Genomic DNA, 18922 nt, shown 5'->3' with positions numbered 1-18922 from the left:
GGGTCAGACTTTCATAAACTTGAAGGTGGGCAGGTACAGCAGCTCTTGCGTGATCTCGCCATCTGCCAGGCGCCAAATGGGCTGCGCACTGAAACCGCCTTGCGCGTGGTCAAACATCACCCTGTGTGTGGTGCCGCGCAGCACCAGGTCGAGCTCGATACCGGGCAGCGCCGCCCAGGCCTTGAGCGTGTCGCACAGTGCGCGGGTGATCCAGGCGTTGGTGCTGTTGCCGTCGAGCGTGATGGGCTGGCCCGCCAGCTTCACGGCCACATCCACCAGCAGCGCGCCGGTGGTGCTGTAGGCCGTGGCCTGGTCCACCGGGCTCCAGTCGTATTCGTTGGTCCAGATCAGTCGATCGCTCAGCGTGGCGGTGGTGCCGCTGTAGGTCAGGGTGATGCTCATATGGCGGCGCCCTTGGCTGCGGTGAGCTGGCGGATCAGCTCTTGCAGGTCGCGTGCGCCGGCCGCGTCGGTATTGATGCTGCGGCGGGTGCCTTCGACCGTGATGTTCACCGTGGTGCCGGTGGTGGTGCCGGGCGTGGGTGACGTGTTGGTGAGTGCCGGGCTGGTGCCGCCGTTGGCGGATTTCATGGCGTTGCGATTTTCCATGGCAGACACCTCGGCATTCCACTCGGCCAGGGTGGTTTGGCGTCCGAAACCGTCTGTCTTTGTCGTGAAGGGGTTGTCTTTGGCGTATTGCGCGTCCCACGCGGCCTTCCAGGCATCGGCCTCGGCCCGGGTGTTGAAGGTGGGCACGGCATCCACCGGGGTCATGTTGCCCCGGTTCATGAACTTGCTGGCTTCGAGGTCTTTGTTGTAGGCGTCGCGGCGGGCCTGCTCTGCGGCGGCCAGCATTTGCCCGGCGGCGGCCAGGTCTTTAACTTCCTGGCTGGCTGTTGCCGCATCGATGCCCATTTGCTTGAGGGAGGCCGACACATCGCGCACGGCGGTGCCCACGCCGGCCACGGCTGTTTTTGACTCACCCATGGCGCGCAGGGTGGTTTTGCCCGCGGCGTCCACCTCTACCGCGTAGCCACGGGCGGCGGCCTGTGACTCGACCCAGCTGGGTGCCACGCCGTTGTTGGCGGCAATAGCATCCTCAGCCGCCTTCTTGAAGGCTGCGCCCAGCTCGCGTGCGCTGGCGGTGCCGCTGGATGCCAGCGTGTCGTAGGCATCCTTGGCGGTGGCGGCGGTTTTCTTCAGCGATTCATCGCTGGTGATGCCCAGCGTCTTCATGGCCTCGCGCACGCTGGTGATGCCAGGCGTGGCGGCATCCAGCGCATCCTTGAGCGCATTGGCCTTGTCTTTGGCCTGGTCGAGCAGGCCGTCCGCGATCTTGTCTCCCAGCTGCGCGCGCACCTGCTCAATTTTTGCGCGAATGGCCTCCAGCGCCTTTTCGCTGTCTGCCGAAGCGATGGCTTTCGACAGGCTGGCGGTGAGCGCCCGCCCAGTGTCAACCCCCTGCTCCTGGAGCTTGTCGAGGCCGCCGATCAGCGCATCCACGTCATTGATGGCGCTGCGTGACGCGGCGCCAATCTTGCCTTGCAGCACATCAAAATCAAGACCGGTTCGCTTGACCGATTCGCGCACGACCGCGTCCATCATCTGGGCTACGCGCTCGCCTTCGCGGGCAGCGCCGGAGAACGCCGCCCGCGCCATCACTTCAAATTGCGCGAGATCCTTGCCATTGAGGGCTTGCGCCCACGCCGCCTCAAACTCGGTCGCCGAGACCTTCCCGTCGGCCGACAGCTTGTCCAGCACGGCAGAAAAATCCTTGACCCCCTGAATCTTGCCCAGGTCGAACGATTCACCGACCTTCTTGATCGCCTCCGCAGAGCTGGCACCTTCCTTGGTCAGCTTCTCGAACTCGGCGACACCTGCCCGCGCTGCTTTTGACAGCTCGAATTGCTTGTCGGTGGCCGCCTGGATGGATGCCGCCAGCCGGGCACGGTCAGCCGCCGCCTCTTTGGCGATCTCTGCGTGCATCTTGTCGGCACGGGCCAGCTCCTCCGTTCGGTCCTTGTAGCCCGCCAACTTGGCCGCGCTCTCCCCGATCCAGGTGCCGAGCAGCGCACGGTACCCCGATGCCACCGAGATGGAGGTGCGCCGCGAGCTGGACTATCTGGAGAGCCGCGACCTGGCCAAGGTGTTCACCGATCCGCTGGGCCAGGTGAGTGCTGACCTGACGCGCTATGGCATCGACATTGCGGAGTACACGGTGCCGGTGGAGCCGGGCATCGCGCGCCCGCCAAAGGTCTGACCCATGGGCCGCAAAAGCAGCATTGACCGGCTGGACCCGGAGATCAAGGCCTACATCAGCGCCATGCTGGCCACGGGCAGCGTGACGCTGGATGAGTTGATCGCGGACCTGCAGGAGCGCTACCCGGTGGCCTCGAAAGCGGGGGATTTGCCCAGCCGCTCTGCCATGGGCCGCTATGGGCAAAAGCTGGAGCGGCGCCTGTCGGCCATTCGGGCCAGCACCGAGGCGGCCAAGATGATCCAGGCGCAGGCGGGCGACGACAAGGATGCCCGCAGCGAGGCGCTGACGGCCCTGGTGCAGACCGAACTGTTCGAGGCGATCCTGGCGCTGCAGGAGGCGGATGATCCGCAGGCCAATGCGGAGGATCGGGTTGCCATGCTGAGCTCGGCGGCGAAGAACATTGCCACGCTGACGCGCAGCAGCGTGAACCTGAAGAAGTTTCAGGCCGAGACCGAGGAGGCGGCACGCAAGAAACTGCTGGAAGAGCAGCGTGCGGCGCTGGAGGCCATGCCCAACAAGGGCGGCGTGACGGCCGACACCAAAGCAAAAATCCGCGAAGCGTTGGGGATCGTGTAGCCATGATCATCAAAGGCCGCGCCAAGTGCATTCCGAAGGATCGCGAGGCGATCTTTTTGCCGTTTCAGTCCCAGTGGATTCAGGATGAGTCGCGCATCAAACTGATGGAGAAGTCGCGCCAGATCGGCATCAGCTGGTCTACCGCCTATGGTGCTGACGAGCGCGCCTCTGCCCAGGGCGCCCGCTTTGACGAGTGGGTGAGCAGCCGCGACGATATCCAGGCCCGTCTCTTCATTGAAGACTGCAAGCTGTGGGCCGGCATCATGGGCATGGCGGCCAAGGACCTGGGCGAGGTGGTGCTGGATGCAGAGAAGAAGCACAGCGCCTATGTGCTGCAGTTCGCCAGTGGCCGCCGCATTCACAGCATGTCGAGCAACCCGGACGCCCAGGCCGGCAAGCGCGGCAGCCGGGTGCTGGATGAGTTTGCACTGCACCGCGAGCAACGCAAGATGTGGGCGATTGCCTACCCCGGTATCACCTGGGGCGGCAGCATGGAGCTGATCAGCACGCACCGGGGATCGCACAGCTTTTTCAACCAGCTGGTGCGCGAGGCCCGCCACGGGGGCATGCTGCCCATCGGCCAAACGACAACGCCCGCGAGCTTTGCCGAGGCTGCACCTGGCCCAGCGCAGCCCGATGCCCTTGACGCCCTGATTGACGCCGAGCAGGCGCAGTGGCGCCCGGCCATGGACCCGCTGGTGGACCCGATCCGTGCCTTGCTGGCCGACGCGGCCGCGCGTGGCCAGTCGGCGGCCGAGCTGCTCGCGCGCCTGCCGGAGCTGCTGCCCCAGCTCAATGCCGACGAACTGGCCACCTCGCTGACCCGCGTGGCTTTTGCCGCGCGCCTGGCGGGCGACGCAGGCATGGCGAACGGGTAAGGCCATGTCTGCCGCTACCGATTTCGCCGATCTGCAAAAGCTGACCCCTGCCGAGGCCGTGGCCTGGCTGATGGAACGCAACAAGCTCACGCGCAGCTATGCCTGGCAGGATGTGTGGCAGGACGAGCATGGCCACCAGTTCACGGTGAGCCGCCTCACGCGGCTGGATTTGCTACAGGCGCTGCACGATGCCATCGTCAAGTCGGTGGAGGGCGATCTGAGCCGCAAAGACTGGATGCGGGACGCTGAGCAGCTGCTGACGGATGCCGGCTGGTGGGGAACCAAGGCAGTAACCGACCCGGCCGATGGCGAGATCAAGCTGACCAAGTTCGATTCGGCGCGTCTGCGCCTGATCTACGACACCAACACGCGCCAGGCCTACGCCACCGGCCTGTGGGAGCGCGTGGAGCGCAGCAAGCGCACCCATCCCTATGTGCGCTACATCACCAAGCAGGACGAGCGCGTGCGTGCGAGCCATCGCGCCTGGGACAACCTGACGCTTCCAGTGGACGACGCCTTTTGGAAGACCCACTGGCCGCCCAATGGCTGGCGCTGCCGCTGCCGCGTCATGAGCATGAGCCAGCGCGACTATGACAAGGGCTACACGCTGGACCGTCCTGGCGCGGAATACGAGCAGGACGCCCCCACCGTGCGCAAGCCCCTGAACAAGCAGGCGCCCGAGGTGAAGATGCGCGAATACGTCAACCCGCGCTCGGGCGAGGTGACCCAGGTCCCCGAGGGAATAGACCCCGGTTTTGCCTACAACCCCGGCCTTGCCCGCCAGCAGGCACTGCAGCAACTGGTGGACGGCAAGCTGCGCGGCGCCGCCCCCGGACTGGCCGATGCGGCCCGCCGCGACGGCTTCAAAAAGGACTGATCCATGCTGGCGATCACCGTCGATGACAAGGCCTTTCGCTCCAGCCTGGACGCTATCTACCGTGGCATGAGCGACCTCACGCCGGTGATGCAAAGCATCGGCATGGAGTTGGAAAGCCGCATCAGCGGCCGCTTTGAGAGCCGCACCGACCCATCCGGCAATGCCTGGTCGCCGTGGGCACAGTCCACGGTGGACAACTACCCAGAAGACGGCAACCGGCGCTTGCTGGACCGCTACGGCGACATGCTTTCCAGCTTGAGCCACCAGGCCGACGCCACCAGCGTGCGCGTGGGCTTCGGCCAGCCCTACGCGGCGTTCCATGAGTGGGGCACCAAGCACATGCCACGGCGCGGGTTGCTGTTTGCCGATCCTGATGCAGGCACACTGAGCCCGGACGACGAGGCGGCGGTGCTGGACATCCTGGACGTTTGGTTGAGCGACCTGGGCAACTAGCTGCGGCAAAATGCAAAAAGCGCCCAAAACGGCGCTTTTTCTACTTTGGTGCTGGTTTTCATGTTGGGAAAGAGATTTTCAAAGGCCCGTCCCACTCCATCCCGCGATAGCCCCGAAAATCCCGATTTATCGCGCCGCCCACTCTTTCTTTATCTCAACTCCCCTCAGCTACGACAGCAGGCTGCGTTGCCCGGTATTTGTCACACCGTGCCGTCAGGCCCCGGCGTGGAGTCGGACACTGGGCTGTGCAGTGCCTGCGGCCCGGATTTTTCGGGCGGCTCAAAACAGTCGCGGAACGTGAACACCACCGACGTGAAGAACATGGCCGCCATCATCATGGCCGCGCCGACCATGATGCCGCCCACCACGGCGGTGAGGCCGCCCACGGCCAGCAGGCCCGCCACCAGGCTGACGACCAGACCGCCCAGCAGGAACACGCCCATCCAGGCCACGCCATAGACCATGAAGGCGCCGAAATTGCGCAGGCAGGCCACGATGCTGAAGAACAGGCTTTTCACCGGCGGCACGCCATGCCAGTGCACCAGGCCGGGCGCATGCCAGAACAGCAGCGACAAGGGCAGGTACAGCAGCATCGCAAGCCACATGGCGCCCTGGAAAGCGGGCGTCTCGGCCATCTCGCGGGTGAGGGGAGCACCGCCCAGGTACACCTGCGCGAACTGGCCGCCGTCAATCAGCGCTGAAAGGCCCATCACCGCGAGAAACCCCACCGCATACAGGGCGCCCAGCACCAGCATGTCGCGCAGGCGCTGGCGCCCGGTGCGAAAGGCCACCAGCAGCACGGCAGGCGTGGGAAAGCGGCCCTGCACGGCCTCGGCGGCGGCCACCATCATGGCCAGCGTGGCCGAGGGCAGCAGGGCCAGCGCCACGGCGGGGCCGACCAGCGGAATCATGGTGGCCAGGGACATGGCAGCCATGGTCATGAAGAACAGGGCCGCGAGCGCCATGGGTTGCCGCCAGAACGCCCGGATGCCAAGCTTGACCCATTCCAGGCCGGTGCGTGCGGGGACGATGTGGAGTTTCATGGAGAGGGTTTGACAATCAGGAGAGGGCCCAGGGCCCTGGGTGGCGGGGCAGCACCGGCGAATTTAACCCAGCGCCCCCAAAGACACCGGGTTGAAGGGATTCAGGCGTGCACCGGGTGCGCGATGCGGCCTTGCAGAACGCGTTCGAAATGCGTGGGGTCGTGCGGGGTGAGCATCGCGGCCTCGCGGGGCAGGTAGAAATCCCACAGACGCGAAATCCAGAAGCGCAGGGCGCCCGCCCGCAGCATGGCGGGCAGCAACTCGCGTTCGGCCGCCGTCAGGGGGCGCACGGCCTGGTAGGCGTCGAGCATGCGGGTGGCGCGGGCGGCGTCATGGGTGCCCTGCGCCAAGTCGATGCACCAGTCGTTCAGGCAGACGGCCAGGTCGAACAGCCAGGTGTCCACGCCCGCGAAATAAAAGTCGAAGCAGCCCGTGAGCTCTTCGCCATCGAACATCACGTTGTCGCGGAACAGGTCGGCATGCACCGGGCCGCGCGGCAGCGCCGCGTAGGCCGATGATGCGGCCACATGGTTCTGGTAGGCCAGCTCGGAGCGCAGCAAGGCGGCCTGCTGCGGGCCGATGTGGGGCAGCACCACGGGCACGGTTTCATTCCACCAGGGCAGGCCGCGCAGGTTGGGCTGGTGCCGGTCAAAATCGCGCCCCGCCAGGTGCATGCGCGCCAGCAGGGTGCCCACGGCCGCGCAGTGCACGGGCTGCGGCGTCAGCTGGCTCTTGCCGCGCAGCTTGTTCACCACGGCCGCAGGCTTGCCGCACACGGTGTGCAGGATGTCGCCGTTCTGGTCGGCTTGCGGATCGGGCACCGGCATGCCGTGGTGGGCCAGGTGCTTCATCAGGTGCAGATAGAACGGCAGCTGCTCGGCGGTGAGCCGCTCGAACAGCGTGAGCACGAATTCGCCCTGGTCGCTGGTGAGAAAGTAGTTGGTGTTCTCGATGCCACCCTCGATGCCGCGCAGCGCCACCAGGTCACCCAGTTGCAAACGGCGCAGCAGTTCGCGCGCCTCATTCGTCGAGACTTCGGTAAAAACGGCCATCGCTCAGCGCAGATACGGGATAGGAAATAGAAAAGGGAGGCAGCCAGCGCGCGGTGTCAGAACTTGATGACGTTCCAGACGCGCGGGGCGGTGTTGGTTTCGGCGCCGTTGCGGCTGCCGGCCCGGCTGCGCGCTCCGTCGGGAGACTGCACTTCGTATTCGGGCATGTTGCCCGTCTTGGGTTGAACGGTGATGCTCTGGGTCTGGCCGCCCACGCGCAGTTCGTCCACGCGGCTGCCCTCGTCTTCCACGCGAATGCGTTCGGTGCGCTGGTTCTTGCGGCCGTCCAGTTTCTCTGGACTCGGGAGCTGCTCGCGCTTGTCTGCATTGCCTTGAGGGGCAATTGAAGGGGGAGTCTGGGCCAGCAGGGGGCTGGCGGTCAGGCCCAGCAGCAAAAAGAGGTGAACAGCGCGCATGGCGCCATTGTAGGCGGGGCGTGCCGGCAAGGCGGCGCATGGCCTGGTGCCGCCCAGCGGGGGGAGGCGCACGGCTGCCCGCCCGTGGCAAGCGCGCCAGAGTGCTGTCTGAAAACCGCTCAGGGATGTTTGGGGCAGGTGCCGGCCTCGCACGGCACGGTACGCTGGCCGATGAAGGTGCGGAAGTTCTTGCCCAGCTGCCCCATCTGCTCGCAGACATCGCCCCGGGCGTCAAAGGCGAAGCCCTGGGCGCCTGTGGCGTTGAGCAGTTCCACCCGCTTCAGGGCCAGTTGGGCGAACTGCTCCGGGTTGTGCCATTGCTCGGCGCAGATGTTGTGGAAGACGAAGGTCGCATACACCAGTTCGGTGACGGCCGGCTTGTCCATTTGCAGCCGCAGCACGCCGTTGTCCAGTTGCACCGTCTTGAGCGCGTTCCCGCGCAGGGCCTTTTGCAGCGGTACCGGCACGTTCTTGAATTCCGTGTCCGCCATTGCCAGCGTGCACGCCGCGCCGACCAGCAACGCCAGCAGTTTTTTCATGGGTTGACCTTTTTCAATGGAGACGCCGCAGCCTTGCGGCATGGCGCCGTGCCTGGGAAAGGGGCTATTTTGCCGGTTTCCATGCTCTGGGCCGAGGGCCGAGGCATGCCGGTGCGCGTGGGCGCCCGTTGGCAGCGGCTTGCTGTGACAATCGCCGCATGAGCGACAAAAAGACCCTGCTGCTGGTGGATGGCTCCAGCTACCTCTACCGCGCCTTCCATGCCATGCCCGACCTGCGCGCCGTGCCGGGCGACCCGGCCAGCCCCGCCACGGGCGCCATCCGCGGCATGATCAACATGATGCAGGCGCTGCGCAAGGAGGTGCATGCCGACTACGCCGCCTGCGTTTTCGACGCCAAGGGCCCCACCTTCCGCGATGCCATCTACCCCGCCTACAAGCAGCAGCGCAGCCCCATGCCGGACGACCTGCGAGCGCAGATTTCGCCCATTCACGAGGTGGTGCGCCTGCTGGGCTGGAAGGTGCTGGATGTGCCCGGCGTGGAGGCCGACGACGTGATCGGCACGCTGGCCGTGACGGCCGCGCGCCAGGGCATCGAGGTGATCGTGAGCAGCGGTGACAAGGACCTGGCGCAGCTGGTGAATGAGCACATCACCATCATCGACACCATGAACGGCAAGCGCCGCGACCTGGCCGGCGTGGAGGCCGAGTTCGGCGTGCCCGCGCGGCTGATGGTGGATTTTCAGACGCTGGTGGGCGACCAGGTGGACAACGTGCCCGGCGTGGAAAAGGTCGGCCCCAAGACGGCGGCCAAGTGGCTGCAGGAATATGGCTCGCTCGATGCCGTGGTGGAGAGCGCCGACAAGATCAAGGGCGTGGCCGGCGAGAACCTGCGCAAGGCGCTCGGCTGGCTACCCATGGGCCGCCAGCTGCTGACCATCAAGACCGACTGCGACCTCGACGGCTGGGTCGAGGGCCTGCCCCGGCTGGATGCCATCACCATCGGCACGCCCGACACGTCCCGGCTCAAGGACTTCTACGAACAATACGGCTTCAAGGGCCTGGCGCGCGCGCTGGGTGGCGACGCACCGGCCGCCGCCCCCGCTACCGTGGTCGCCATGCCGGGCGAAAGTGGCGACCTGTTCGCCGACCATTCCGCCAGCCCCGTGGCCGAGGCCGCGCAGCAGCGCGCTGTGGTGTACGACACCATCCTCAACTGGACCGACTTCGACCACTGGCTGCAGCGCCTGATGAAAGCCGAGCTGGTGGCGCTGGACACCGAAACCACTTCGCTCGACGAAATGCGCGCTGAAATCGTCGGCATCTCGTTCAGTGTGCAGCCTGGCGAGGCGGCCTACATTCCGCTGGCCCATGCCGGGCCCGATGCGCCCGTGCAATTGCCGTTGGCCGAGGTGCTGGCGCGCCTCCAGCCGTGGCTGCAAGATGCCAAGCGCCACAAGCTGGGCCAGCACATCAAGTACGACCGCCATGTTTTTGCCAACCACGGCATCGAGGTGCAGGGCTATGTGCACGACACCATGCTGCAAAGCTACGTCCTCGAAGTGCACAAGCCGCACAACCTCACCAGCCTGGCCGAGCGCCACACCGGCCGTACCGGCATCAGCTACGAAGACCTGTGCGGCAAGGGCGCGCACCAGATCCCGTTCGCCCAGGTGCCGGTGGACAAGGCCGCGGCCTACTCGTGCGAAGACTCCGACCAGACGCTGGACGTGCACCTGGCGCTGTGGCCGCTGCTGCAGGCTGACGACAAACTGCGCGCCATCTACGAACTGGAAATCGCCAGCAGCGAGGCGCTCTACCGTATCGAGCGCAACGGCGTATTGATTGATGCCCCCACGCTGGCCGCGCAAAGCCACGAGCTGGGCCAGCGCATCGTGCAGCTCGAAACCGAGGCCTACGCCATCGCCGGCCAGCCCTTCAACCTCAGCAGCCCCAAGCAGCTGGGCGAAATCTTCTTCGACAAGCTGGGCATGCCCGTGGTGAAGAAGACCGCCACCGGCGCGCGCAGCACCGACGAGGAGGTGCTGGAAAAGCTCGCAGAGGACTACCCCCTGCCCGCCAAGCTGTTGGAGCATCGCAGCCTGGTCAAGCTCAAGGGCACCTACACCGACAAACTGGCGCAACTGGCCCTGCCGCGCACCGGCCGCGTGCACACGCACTACGCGCAGGCCGTGGCGGTGACCGGACGGCTGTCGAGCAACGACCCCAACCTGCAGAACATCCCCATCCGCACGGCCGAGGGCCGGCGCGTGCGCGAAGCCTTCGTGGCGCCCGCCGGCTGCGTGATCGCCAGCGCCGACTACAGCCAGATCGAACTGCGCATCATGGCCCACCTCAGCGGCGACCACGCGCTCTTGCATGCCTTCCATGCCGGGCTGGACGTGCACCGCGCCACCGCGGCCGAGGTGTTCGGCGTGGAGGTGGGCCAGGTCACCAGCGAGCAGCGCCGCTACGCCAAGGTCATCAACTTCGGACTGATCTACGGCATGAGCAGCTTCGGCCTGGCCAAGAACCTGGGGATAGAGACCAAGGCCGCCGCCGCCTACATCGACCGCTACTTCCAGCGCTACCCCGGCGTGAAGCAGTACATGGACGACACCAAGGCCGCCGCCAAGTCCATGGGCTATGTCGAGACGGTATTCGGCCGCCGCCTGTACCTGCCCGAAATCAACTCCCCCAACGGCCCGCGCCGCGCCGGCGCCGAGCGCGCCGCCATCAATGCCCCCATGCAGGGCACGGCGGCCGACCTCATCAAGATGGCCATGGTCAAGGTGCAGCAGGTGCTGGACGCCGAAAAGCCCGCCATCAAAATGATCCTGCAGGTGCACGACGAACTCGTGTTCGAGCTGCCCGAGGGCGAGGTGGACTGGCTCAAAAGCCACCTCCCGCGCCTGATGGCCGGCGTGGCCGACCTCAAGGTGCCCCTGCTGGCCGAGGTGGGCGTGGGGCCCAACTGGGACAAGGCGCATTGAAGGACATAAAGCCCCCTGAGTCGCTTCGCGCCTTCCCCCCGGGGGGGACGCCCCCAGCGCGGCGGGGCGGCCCTTGCGCGGGGGCGCTGGTACGGAAGGCGCCCATGCCGGACCACAAGGCGCGGCATTACCAAGCCCCCAGACGTCCCGGCCATTCATCTGTCGCTCTATCGAATTTTTAAATGTTTTCGGCTGCCAGTGCTTATCCAGTAAGCACCACATGCTATCAAAATAGAAGCAAATGAACGCCCCCCCACCCACTCTGCGCCCCTCCACCTGGACCCCCGCCATGCGCATGGGCCTGTCCATCTCCGCCGCCACCGGCCTCTACGGCATCTCGTTCGGCGCGCTGGCCGTGGCGACCGGCCTCACCGTGTGGCAGGCCATGGCGCTCAGCCTGCTCATGTTCACCGGCGGCTCGCAGTTCGCCTTCATCGGCGTCATCGCGGGCGGTGGTGCGGGTTCTGCCGCGCTGGGCGCTGCCGCGCTGCTGGGCGTGCGCAACGCCGTCTATGGCATGCAGATGAACGGCATGGTCGCCCCCACCGGCTGGCGCAAGGCCGTGGCCGCGCAGCTCACCATCGACGAATCCGCCGCCACGGCCTCGGGCCAAACCGAACCTGCGGAGCAGCGGCGCGGCTTCTGGACAGCCGGCATCGGCGTGTTCGTGCTCTGGAACCTGTTCACCCTGCTCGGCGCCGTGCTCGGCGACGCCCTGGGCGACCCGCGCCGCTGGGGCCTGGATGGCGCCGCCGTCGCGGCCTTCCTGGCCCTGCTGTGGCCGCGCCTGCGCCAGCGCGAGCCCGTGGCCCTGGCCGTGCTGTGCGGCGTGGCCACTGCCCTGGCCGTGCCGCTGCTGCCACCCGGCCTGCCCATTTTGCTGGCCGCTGTGGTGGGTGCCGCCTGGGGCTGGTGGGTGCGCAGCCCGGATGTACCGCCTGTCCGCAGGGAGGGGGCGCCATGACGCTCTGGACCGCCATCGTGCTGGCCTGCGCCGTCACCTACCTCACCAAGCTCGCGGGCTACGCCGTGCCCGCCCGCTGGCTGCAAAACCCCCGCATGGCCCGCGTGGCGGGTGCCATCACCGTGGCCCTGCTGTCGGCGCTGACGGTGATGAACACCTTTGCTTCAGGTACCGCTTTGGTGCTGGATGCGCGGCTGGCAGCCCTGGCTGCGGCCGCGCTGGCCTTGTGGCTGCGCCTGCCGTTTTTGCTGGTGGTGGTGCTGGGGGCGGCTGCGGCGGGGGCGGTGCGGTGGTGGGGGTGAAGGCGTGCCTCACCCCAATAGATCACCTCACCTGCCCGCTTTCATGGATCGCAGGACTGAAGTAGCCGCCATTCCACCGGACACCATAGGCGTGGGCGCACGCCAGGCAGCTTTTCGGATGATGAAGTAGGGGGCAGGGAAAGCAGATCGCAGACCGCATCGGTAAACTTATCCAGTAACTGGCCATCCAGCCACCGTCCCCACCTGCCTTCTCCTCGGAGTCCCTGCATGTCTGACACCACCCCCTACACCCCGCCCGCCATCTGGCAATGGAACAAGGAAAGCGGCGGCAAGTTCGCCAGCATCAACCGGCCCATCGCTGGCGCCACGCACGACAAGGAGCTGCCGGTCGGCCGCCACCCGTTGCAGCTGTATTCCCTGGCCACGCCCAACGGCGTCAAGGTGACTGTCATGCTGGAGGAGCTGCTGGCGCTGGGCCACGGCGGTGCCGAGTACGACGCCTGGCTGGTTCCCATCCAGGAGGGCGCGCAGTTCAGCAGCGGTTTCGTCGCCGTGAACCCCAATTCGAAGATTCCGGCCCTGATGGACCGCAGCGGGCCAGTGCCGGTGCGGGTGTTTGAATCCGGCGCCATCCTGCTGTACCTGGCGGAAAAGTTTGGCGCCTTTGTGCCCAAGGAGCCCGTCCAGCGGGCCGAGTGCCTGTCGTGGCTGTTCTGGCAGATGGGCAGTGCGCCGTTTCTGGGGGGCGGCTTCGGGCACTTTTATGCCTACGCGCCCGAGAAGTACGAGTACCCCATCAACCGCTACGCCATGGAGGTCAAGCGCCAGATGGATGTGCTCAACCAGCGCCTGGCCGCGCACGAATACCTTGCGGGCGATGCCTACACGGTGGCCGATATTGCGGCCTGGCCCTGGTATGGCGCGCTGGCCAAGGGGCAGCTCTACGAGGCGGGCGAATTTTTGCAGGTGCAGGAATACACCCATGTGGTGCGCTGGGCCAACCAGATTGCCCAGCGCCCGGCCGTGCAGCGTGGCCGCAAGGTCAACCGCACCTGGGGCGAGCCGGCCAGCCAGCTGCATGAGCGCCATGACGCCAGCGATTTCGACACCAAGACCCTGGACAAGCTGGCGCCTGCCGCCTGATACGGATTTGCCTTCCACCGTATAACGTCATTGGTTCGCCTTGCCGTGCTACAGCACTGTCTGCGGCTTCCCGCCTAGTTATCCGCTTGAATGCACAACCGTCGCAACGCACTGAAGGAGAAGTTGCCATGATCACCCTGTACGACTGCGCCACCGCGCCCAGCCCACGCCGGGCCCGCATCCTGCTGGCCGAAAAAGGCATTGCCCACGACACCGTGCAGGTGGACCTGCGCAGCGGCGAACAGCTGGGCGAGGCCTATCGGCGCATCAACCCGCAGTGCACGGTGCCGGCCTTGCGCACCGACGATGGCTTGCTGCTGACCGACAACGCGGCCATTGCGGCGTACCTGGAAGCGCGCTATCCCAACCCGCCGCTGCTGGGCGAGACACCCACGGAAAAGGCCGAGATCGCCAGCTGGAACTGGCGCGTGGAGTTCGAGGGCCTGCTGGCCATTGCCGAGGCGCTGCGCAACAGCGCGCCCGCCATGGCCAACCGGGCGCTGCCGGGCGCGGTGAACTACCCGCAAATTCCCGCGCTGGCCGAGCGCGGGCTGCTGCGCGTGGCGCAGTTTTTCACGCTGCTGAACGACCGCCTGGAGGGCCGCGACTTTGTGGCCGCCAACCGCTTCAGCGTGGCCGACATCACGGCCGTGGTGGCGGTGGACTTTGCACGCGTGGTCAAGCAAAAGCCCGGCGATGAGCACCCGCACCTGCAGCGCTGGCGCGCGGCCATGGCGGGCAGGCCATCCATGTCGCTTTGATCCCATGAGCGATGCCAAGACCCTGCTGATCGTTTACCACTCGCTGACGGGTGGCACGCGCCAGATGGCCGAGGCGGCGCGCGTGGGTGCTGCGTCTGAGGCGGGCTGTGAGGTGCGCTTGCTGCACGCCGCGCAGGCCGGGCCGGCCGATGTGCTGGCGGCGCAGGGTTATGTGTTTGCCACGCCCGAGAATCTGGCGGCGATGAGCGGGCAGCTCAAGGATTTTTTTGACCGCAGCTATTACGGGGTGCTCGACCAGGTCAACGGCCGTCCCTACGCCAGCCTGGTTTGCGCGGGCAGTGACGGCAGCAACGCGGCGCGCCAGATCGAGCGCATCGCCACCGGCTGGCGCCTCAAGGCCGTGGCCGAGCCGCTGATCGTGTGCACCCACGCGCAGACGCCCGAGGCCATCCTGGCGCCCAAGCAGATCGGGGAGCAAGACCTGGCGCGCTGCCGGGCGCTGGGCGAGGCCCTGGCGACGGGGCTGGTGCTGGGGGTGTTTTGATGGGCTATCGGGTTGATAGCGGGTGGCGCTTGTCCAGAAGGCGCCAGAGGTCGTTTTGATCTGAATCCATGGGGCACCACCTCAGCGCCACGCCGTGGCCACCAGCTGGCTGTAATGCACGCCTTTTCTTCCCAGCAGCTGCTCGAACGCCGCCGGGTGGCCCACGTTGTCGCTGCCCAGCATGGCCAGGGTTTCGCTGCACCAGGGCGACTGCGGCACGGCATCGCCCAGCTTCGCGCTCAAGGTGGTGAGCGGCTGGGGCAGGCGCAGCACGGTGGCGGGGCGGTGGCCCAGTTGCTGGCGCAGGCTGGCGATGAAGGCGCCCATGGTCAGCGCCTCGGGGCCGGTGCAGTCGATGGTGCCGGTTTGCTGAAGCGCCGAGCCCAGCAGGGCGACCACGGCGGCGGCCAGGTCGTGCACCGACACCGGCTGCACGCGCGCCTCCAGCACCGGGCCGGGGAACAGCGCCACCGGCAGGCGCGCCAGATTCATGAACAGGGCGCTGCTGCCGCCACCTTTGCCAAACACCACGCTGGGGCGCAGGATGGCAGGGCGCAATTTTCCTTGCGCTGCCAGTGCCTGCAGGTGCGCTTCGGCCGCCCGCTTGGTCTGGGCGTAGCGGGTGCTGCTGCCTTCAATGCCCAGCGCCGAGATATGCACCACGCGCTGCACGCCGGCCTGGGCGCAGGCGTCGAACAGGGCGATGGGCGTATCGCGGTGCACGGCGTCGATGGGGCGCGCTCGCGTGTCGCGCAGCACACCCACCGCGTTGACCACGGCGTCGATGCCCGCCAGGCGCGGCAGCCAGGCGGTGGCCGTGGTGTCGCGGGCAAAGTTCATGGGCACCTGGCCGGGCTGCAGCGTGCGCTGGCGCGGCGACACGCCACCGTGCACGGTGTGGCCCGCGCGCTGCAGCGCCGCTTGCAGGGTGTGGCCGATGAAGCCGGTGGAGCCGGTGAGAAGGATGTGCATGGTGCGGCGCCCGAAAATTGCGGAGAGCTTGACAATAGACCGGTTTGCGATTTTTTGCCCGGCCATGCAGCGCGGGGGCGCAGGCCCCATTTGCCCTGGGCCGCTGCCTGGGTTTTCGCCAATCTTCGCCTTGGCGGTGAAAAAACACCGGCATCCCTCTTGACACGGTTGCTAAGATGAAAATTGCCTTGGCCGGCGGCATGGCCGTCGTCAGGGTTTTGCAGTTCGTGGTGTACCCCGGCGCGCCGCACGCGTTGCATGCCGACTACCGCGCACCAGCCACCCCGGCCGCAGCGGGGGGAGGCTTCTTTCGGGGTGCATCAGGCACCGGATCTTGATCAAAAAATGCCCCTGGGGCATATACAAAAAGCACAAATAGCTATGACTTTGGCAGCAATCATTCTGGCCACCCTGGCGGCAGGTATCGGTAGCGTATGGGTGGCAGCGCTGCTCATGGGCGCAGGGCTGCGAGGCGGTGGCGGCAGCGTGGGGCCGCAGCGCCTGCTCAGCCTGGCGGCGGGCGCCTTGCTGGCCACGGCCTTCATGCACCTGCTGCCCGAGGCGTTTGAAAGCCATGCGGACGCCCACGACCTGTTCGCCACGCTGCTGGTGGGCCTGGTGTTTTTCTTTCTGCTCGACAAGGCCGAGCTGTGGCACCACGGCCACGAGCACAGCCATGGGGCGCTGCCCGCCAGCGGGCATGGCACGACAGGTCATGACCATGCGGTGGCTGCGCAGCAGGGGCGTGCCCATGCCCATGCACAGGGGCATGACCATGACCACGCCCATTCCCACCACCACGGCCCCAAGGCCGGGGGCTGGGCCGTGCTCACCGGCGACAGCGTGCATTGCTTTGGCGACGGCATCCTGATTGCCTCGGCCTTCATGGCCGATATGCGGCTGGGGGTGATTGCTGCGTTTTCCGTGCTGGCCCACGAGGTGCCCCACCACATGGGTGATCTCGTGGTGCTGCGCCAGACCAGTCCGAACCGGCGCATGGCGCTGGTCAAGGTGTCGCTGGCCGGCGCCGTCACGGCGCTGGGTGGGCTGGTGGGGTATTTTCTGGTGGGGCAGCTGCACGACTGGCTGCCGTATTTTCTGGTCGTGGCGTCGAGCAGCTTTGTCTATGTGGCCCTGGCCGACCTGATTCCGCAGCTGCAAAAGCGCCTCTCGGCGCCCGAAACGCTGACCCAGATCGTCTGGCTGCTGGTAGGCATGGGGCTGGTCATGCTGGTCAGCAGTGCGTCACATTTGCACTGAGTGCAGGTGTTTTGCTATTGAAAAAATAGCATTTGACGCATTCTGTATAAGCGCTCAAGGCTAAAAACGCTGAATGGACGGCAGGCCTCAGCCCGCCAGCTCCTCGCGCACGGCCGCCACCTGGCGGCGCGACACCATCAGCAGCTCGGTCAGCCCCTGCAGGCGCACGGCCCAGCCTTCGCCTTCCTCGGGGTCGTAGTGCTTTTCCAGCGCACGCACGGCGCGGCGTGCCACCAGCGCATTGCGGTGGATGCGCAGGTAGCGCGGGGCGAACTTGGCCTCCAGTTCACTCAGCGAGCCATCCATGATGTAGCTGCGCGTGGCGGTGCGCACGGTCACATATTTTTGCTCGGCCTTGAAATACAGCACCTCGGCCAGCGACAGGCGCTCGGTGCGGCCCCGGTCCTGTATCAGCAGGGTTTCGCCTTCTGGCACGCCGGGTGCTGCCACCGGTGCGGGGCTGCGGATGTTGCGCTGGGCCTTGGCCAGGGCCTGCAGCAGGCGTTCGCGCCGCACGGGCTTGGTGAGGTAGTCCACGGCGTCGAGTTCGAACGCGCTCACGGCGTGGTCGGCGTGGGCGGTCACGAACACCACGGCCGGGGGGTACGCCAGCGCCCGCAGGGCGTGGGCCAGGCACAGGCCGTCTTGGCCGGGCATGTGGATGTCCAGCAGCACCAGATCGAACGCCCGCCCGCCGGTGGGGGTGAGCTGCGCCAGGGCCTCACCCGTGTTGGCTGCTTCGTCCACGGTGCATGGCACGGTGTCCCGGCAATCGCCCAGCAGGGTGCGCAGTCGGCCGCGGGCCAGGGCTTCGTCGTCAACGATGAGGATGTTCATGGATGGGAGCGGCGCGGGGTGAGGGTTCGGGCTGCCTGGGCAGGCGCGGTGCGCTGGTGCGCGCCGGGGGCCGGCAGGGTGATGCGCACCTGGTACAGGCCATCCTGCACGCCTGCACTGAACGCGCCCTGCACATCGTGCAGCAGCGCCAGGCGGGCGCGCACATTGTCGAGTGCAATGCCGTGGCCCCTGGTGGCGGGGTCGTCGCCCTCGCCGTTTTTGCCTACCCGGGAGGGCAGGGTGTTGGTGATGCGCACCACCACGCGGCTGCCGCGCAGCTCGGTCAGCACGCGCAGCTTGCCGCCGCGGGCGCTGGGTTCCACGCCGTGCTTGACGGCGTTTTCCACCAGCGGCTGCAGCAGCAGGGGGGGCAGGCGGGCGTTGTCGGTGCGCGGGTCCAGGTTCCATTGCACCTGCAGGCGTTGGCCAAAGCGCACCTCTTCGATGGCCAGGTAGCGGCGTGCCAGCGTGATTTCTTCCGCCAATGTGGTCGATTCGCCTTGTTCGATCAGCGCCACGCGGAACAGGTCCGACAGGTCTTCCAGCAGCGACTCGGCCTTGGCCGGCTCGTCGCGCACCAGGGCGATGGCGCTGTTGAGGGTGTTGAACAGAAAGTGCGGCCGGATGCGTGACTGCAGCTCGGTCAGGCGCGCCGTGGTGGCCGCCGGGGTGCGCCCGCGAGCGCGCATCACCAGCGCCGCCACCAGCGCCGCCGACAGCAGTGCGCCGCTGGCCGCGCTGGCCAGCCAGGGCGGCTGCTCCGCCATGCCCACCAGGGCCAGCATGGCGCAGGCATACAGCCCCGCCAGGGTGCCCAGCGCCACGCCCGCCGCAAATTGCCCGTTCGTGTCCAGGCGCTGCAGCAGGGTCTTGAGGCTGCAGGCGGCTATCAGCCAGACCAGCGTGGCGGGCAGGGCGCCGCCAGTGAGCAGCGATACGCGGGCCAGCCACTCCAGCGGTGTGCTGGCGCCATACATGGCGCCCACGCCGAGCACGATTTCCACAAACAGCACGGCGCGCAGCACCACGCCCACATGGCAGGCATCGAACACCAGCGCCCGCTGCACTTTGCCCAGCAGGCGTGGCTTTGCGGGCGTCAATTCCAGGTCCAGGGGCTGGGTCGATAAAATTTGCTTGTTTTGCATTGCGGCATCCGGGTGTTCCGGGTGTCAG

22 protein-coding genes are annotated in these 18922 nt (G+C 66.8%); 13 read left to right on the top strand and 9 right to left on the bottom strand.

What is annotated here, in order from left to right; genetic code table 11:
• Positions 1-3 precede the first annotated feature (3 nt).
• Together AC1RDS_RS03120 and AC1RDS_RS03115 are read right to left on the bottom strand one after the other, a co-directional pair.
• Positions 4-402 (bottom strand): hypothetical protein, encoded by a 399-nt coding sequence (locus AC1RDS_RS03120; RefSeq protein WP_348683118.1) that lies wholly within the window; start codon positions 400-402, stop codon positions 4-6.
• The gene (locus tag AC1RDS_RS03115; RefSeq protein ID WP_348683119.1) at positions 399-2033 is read right to left on the bottom strand and encodes a hypothetical protein; all 1635 of its coding nucleotides are present in this window, start codon (positions 2031-2033) and stop codon (positions 399-401) included. The genes AC1RDS_RS03120 and AC1RDS_RS03115 overlap by 4 nt, the downstream gene beginning before the upstream one ends.
• 1 nt (position 2034) lies before the next feature.
• Between AC1RDS_RS03115 and AC1RDS_RS03110 the strand changes: the two genes are divergently transcribed.
• Genes AC1RDS_RS03110 through AC1RDS_RS03090 form a run of 5 tightly spaced genes read left to right on the top strand, consistent with a single transcriptional unit; the run spans position 2035 to position 5043 of the window.
• Positions 2035-2259, top strand: a complete 225-nt coding sequence (locus tag AC1RDS_RS03110; protein WP_492226663.1) for a hypothetical protein — start codon at positions 2035-2037, stop codon at positions 2257-2259.
• A 3-nt stretch (positions 2260-2262) separates the two neighbouring features.
• Positions 2263-2835, top strand: a complete 573-nt coding sequence (locus tag AC1RDS_RS03105; RefSeq protein WP_348683122.1) for a phage protein Gp27 family protein — start codon at positions 2263-2265, stop codon at positions 2833-2835.
• Positions 2836-2837: 2 nt separating this feature from the next.
• The gene (locus AC1RDS_RS03100; RefSeq protein ID WP_348683123.1) at positions 2838-3713 is read left to right on the top strand and encodes a phage portal protein family protein; all 876 of its coding nucleotides are present in this window, start codon (positions 2838-2840) and stop codon (positions 3711-3713) included.
• 4 nt (positions 3714-3717) lie between these two features.
• Positions 3718-4590, top strand: a complete 873-nt coding sequence (locus tag AC1RDS_RS03095; protein ID WP_348683124.1) for a phage head morphogenesis protein — start codon at positions 3718-3720, stop codon at positions 4588-4590.
• 3 nt (positions 4591-4593) lie between these two features.
• On the top strand, positions 4594-5043 hold the full coding sequence (locus AC1RDS_RS03090; protein WP_348683126.1) for a phage virion morphogenesis protein: 450 nt from the start codon (positions 4594-4596) through the stop codon (positions 5041-5043).
• A gap of 200 nt (positions 5044-5243) precedes the next feature.
• On the opposite strand, the gene AC1RDS_RS03085 is transcribed toward AC1RDS_RS03090, so the two are convergent.
• The 4 genes from AC1RDS_RS03085 to AC1RDS_RS03070 form a co-directional block, all read right to left on the bottom strand.
• A complete protein-coding gene (locus tag AC1RDS_RS03085) occupies positions 5244-6086 on the bottom strand; it encodes a BPSS1780 family membrane protein (protein ID WP_348683127.1) in 843 nt (280 codons plus the stop codon).
• 101 nt (positions 6087-6187) lie between these two features.
• A complete protein-coding gene (locus AC1RDS_RS03080) occupies positions 6188-7138 on the bottom strand; it encodes a homoserine kinase (protein WP_092697187.1) in 951 nt (316 codons plus the stop codon).
• A 56-nt stretch (positions 7139-7194) separates the two neighbouring features.
• Positions 7195-7554 carry a hypothetical protein gene (locus AC1RDS_RS03075; RefSeq protein ID WP_348683129.1) on the bottom strand — a complete coding sequence of 120 codons (360 nt, stop codon included), beginning with the start codon at positions 7552-7554 and terminating at the stop codon, positions 7195-7197.
• 119 nt (positions 7555-7673) lie between these two features.
• A complete protein-coding gene (locus tag AC1RDS_RS03070) occupies positions 7674-8093 on the bottom strand; it encodes a hypothetical protein (RefSeq protein WP_092697226.1) in 420 nt (139 codons plus the stop codon).
• Positions 8094-8251: 158 nt separating this feature from the next.
• Here AC1RDS_RS03070 and polA point away from each other — a divergent pair, with 158 nt between their 5' ends.
• From polA to AC1RDS_RS03040, 6 genes are all read left to right on the top strand, one after another.
• Positions 8252-11044: a DNA polymerase I gene (gene polA / locus AC1RDS_RS03065; protein ID WP_348683131.1), complete on the top strand. Its 2793-nt coding sequence runs from the start codon at positions 8252-8254 to the stop codon at positions 11042-11044.
• Positions 11045-11285: 241 nt separating this feature from the next.
• Entirely contained in the window at positions 11286-12008 is a 723-nt protein-coding gene (locus AC1RDS_RS03060; protein WP_348683133.1) for an AzlC family ABC transporter permease, read from the top strand.
• Complete coding sequence (locus AC1RDS_RS03055; protein ID WP_348683135.1) at positions 12005-12310, top strand: AzlD domain-containing protein; 306 nt, start codon at positions 12005-12007, stop codon at positions 12308-12310. Before AC1RDS_RS03060 ends, AC1RDS_RS03055 begins: the two co-directional genes overlap by 4 nt.
• A gap of 228 nt (positions 12311-12538) precedes the next feature.
• On the top strand, positions 12539-13414 hold the full coding sequence (yghU, locus tag AC1RDS_RS03050) for a glutathione-dependent disulfide-bond oxidoreductase (RefSeq protein WP_348683136.1): 876 nt from the start codon (positions 12539-12541) through the stop codon (positions 13412-13414).
• Positions 13415-13542: 128 nt separating this feature from the next.
• Positions 13543-14175: a glutathione S-transferase family protein gene (locus AC1RDS_RS03045; protein ID WP_348683138.1), complete on the top strand. Its 633-nt coding sequence runs from the start codon at positions 13543-13545 to the stop codon at positions 14173-14175.
• Positions 14176-14179: 4 nt separating this feature from the next.
• Positions 14180-14680: a flavodoxin family protein gene (locus tag AC1RDS_RS03040; protein WP_348683140.1), complete on the top strand. Its 501-nt coding sequence runs from the start codon at positions 14180-14182 to the stop codon at positions 14678-14680.
• An 81-nt stretch (positions 14681-14761) separates the two neighbouring features.
• On the opposite strand, the gene AC1RDS_RS03035 is transcribed toward AC1RDS_RS03040, so the two are convergent.
• Positions 14762-15652, bottom strand: coding sequence for an NAD-dependent epimerase/dehydratase family protein (locus tag AC1RDS_RS03035; protein ID WP_348683142.1), 891 nt, complete (start codon positions 15650-15652; stop codon positions 14762-14764).
• A 176-nt stretch (positions 15653-15828) separates the two neighbouring features.
• Here AC1RDS_RS03035 and AC1RDS_RS03030 point away from each other — a divergent pair, with 176 nt between their 5' ends.
• Positions 15829-15990: a hypothetical protein gene (locus AC1RDS_RS03030; protein WP_431603992.1), complete on the top strand. Its 162-nt coding sequence runs from the start codon at positions 15829-15831 to the stop codon at positions 15988-15990.
• 43 nt (positions 15991-16033) lie between these two features.
• Complete coding sequence (locus tag AC1RDS_RS03025; RefSeq protein WP_348683144.1) at positions 16034-16912, top strand: ZIP family metal transporter; 879 nt, start codon at positions 16034-16036, stop codon at positions 16910-16912.
• An 87-nt stretch (positions 16913-16999) separates the two neighbouring features.
• On the opposite strand, the gene AC1RDS_RS03020 is transcribed toward AC1RDS_RS03025, so the two are convergent.
• Together AC1RDS_RS03020 and AC1RDS_RS03015 are read right to left on the bottom strand one after the other, a co-directional pair.
• Positions 17000-17749 carry a LytR/AlgR family response regulator transcription factor gene (locus tag AC1RDS_RS03020; RefSeq protein WP_026435897.1) on the bottom strand — a complete coding sequence of 250 codons (750 nt, stop codon included), beginning with the start codon at positions 17747-17749 and terminating at the stop codon, positions 17000-17002.
• Positions 17746-18894, bottom strand: coding sequence for a sensor histidine kinase (locus AC1RDS_RS03015; RefSeq protein WP_287875618.1), 1149 nt, complete (start codon positions 18892-18894; stop codon positions 17746-17748). Before AC1RDS_RS03015 ends, AC1RDS_RS03020 begins: the two co-directional genes overlap by 4 nt.
• Between the last annotated feature and the right edge of the window lie 28 nt (positions 18895-18922).

It is taken from the genome of Acidovorax sp. GW823-FHT02H02, assembly GCF_058797075.1.
Note: the sequence above shows the minus strand (reverse complement) of the source record. Positions and strands in the feature narration are given on the sequence as shown.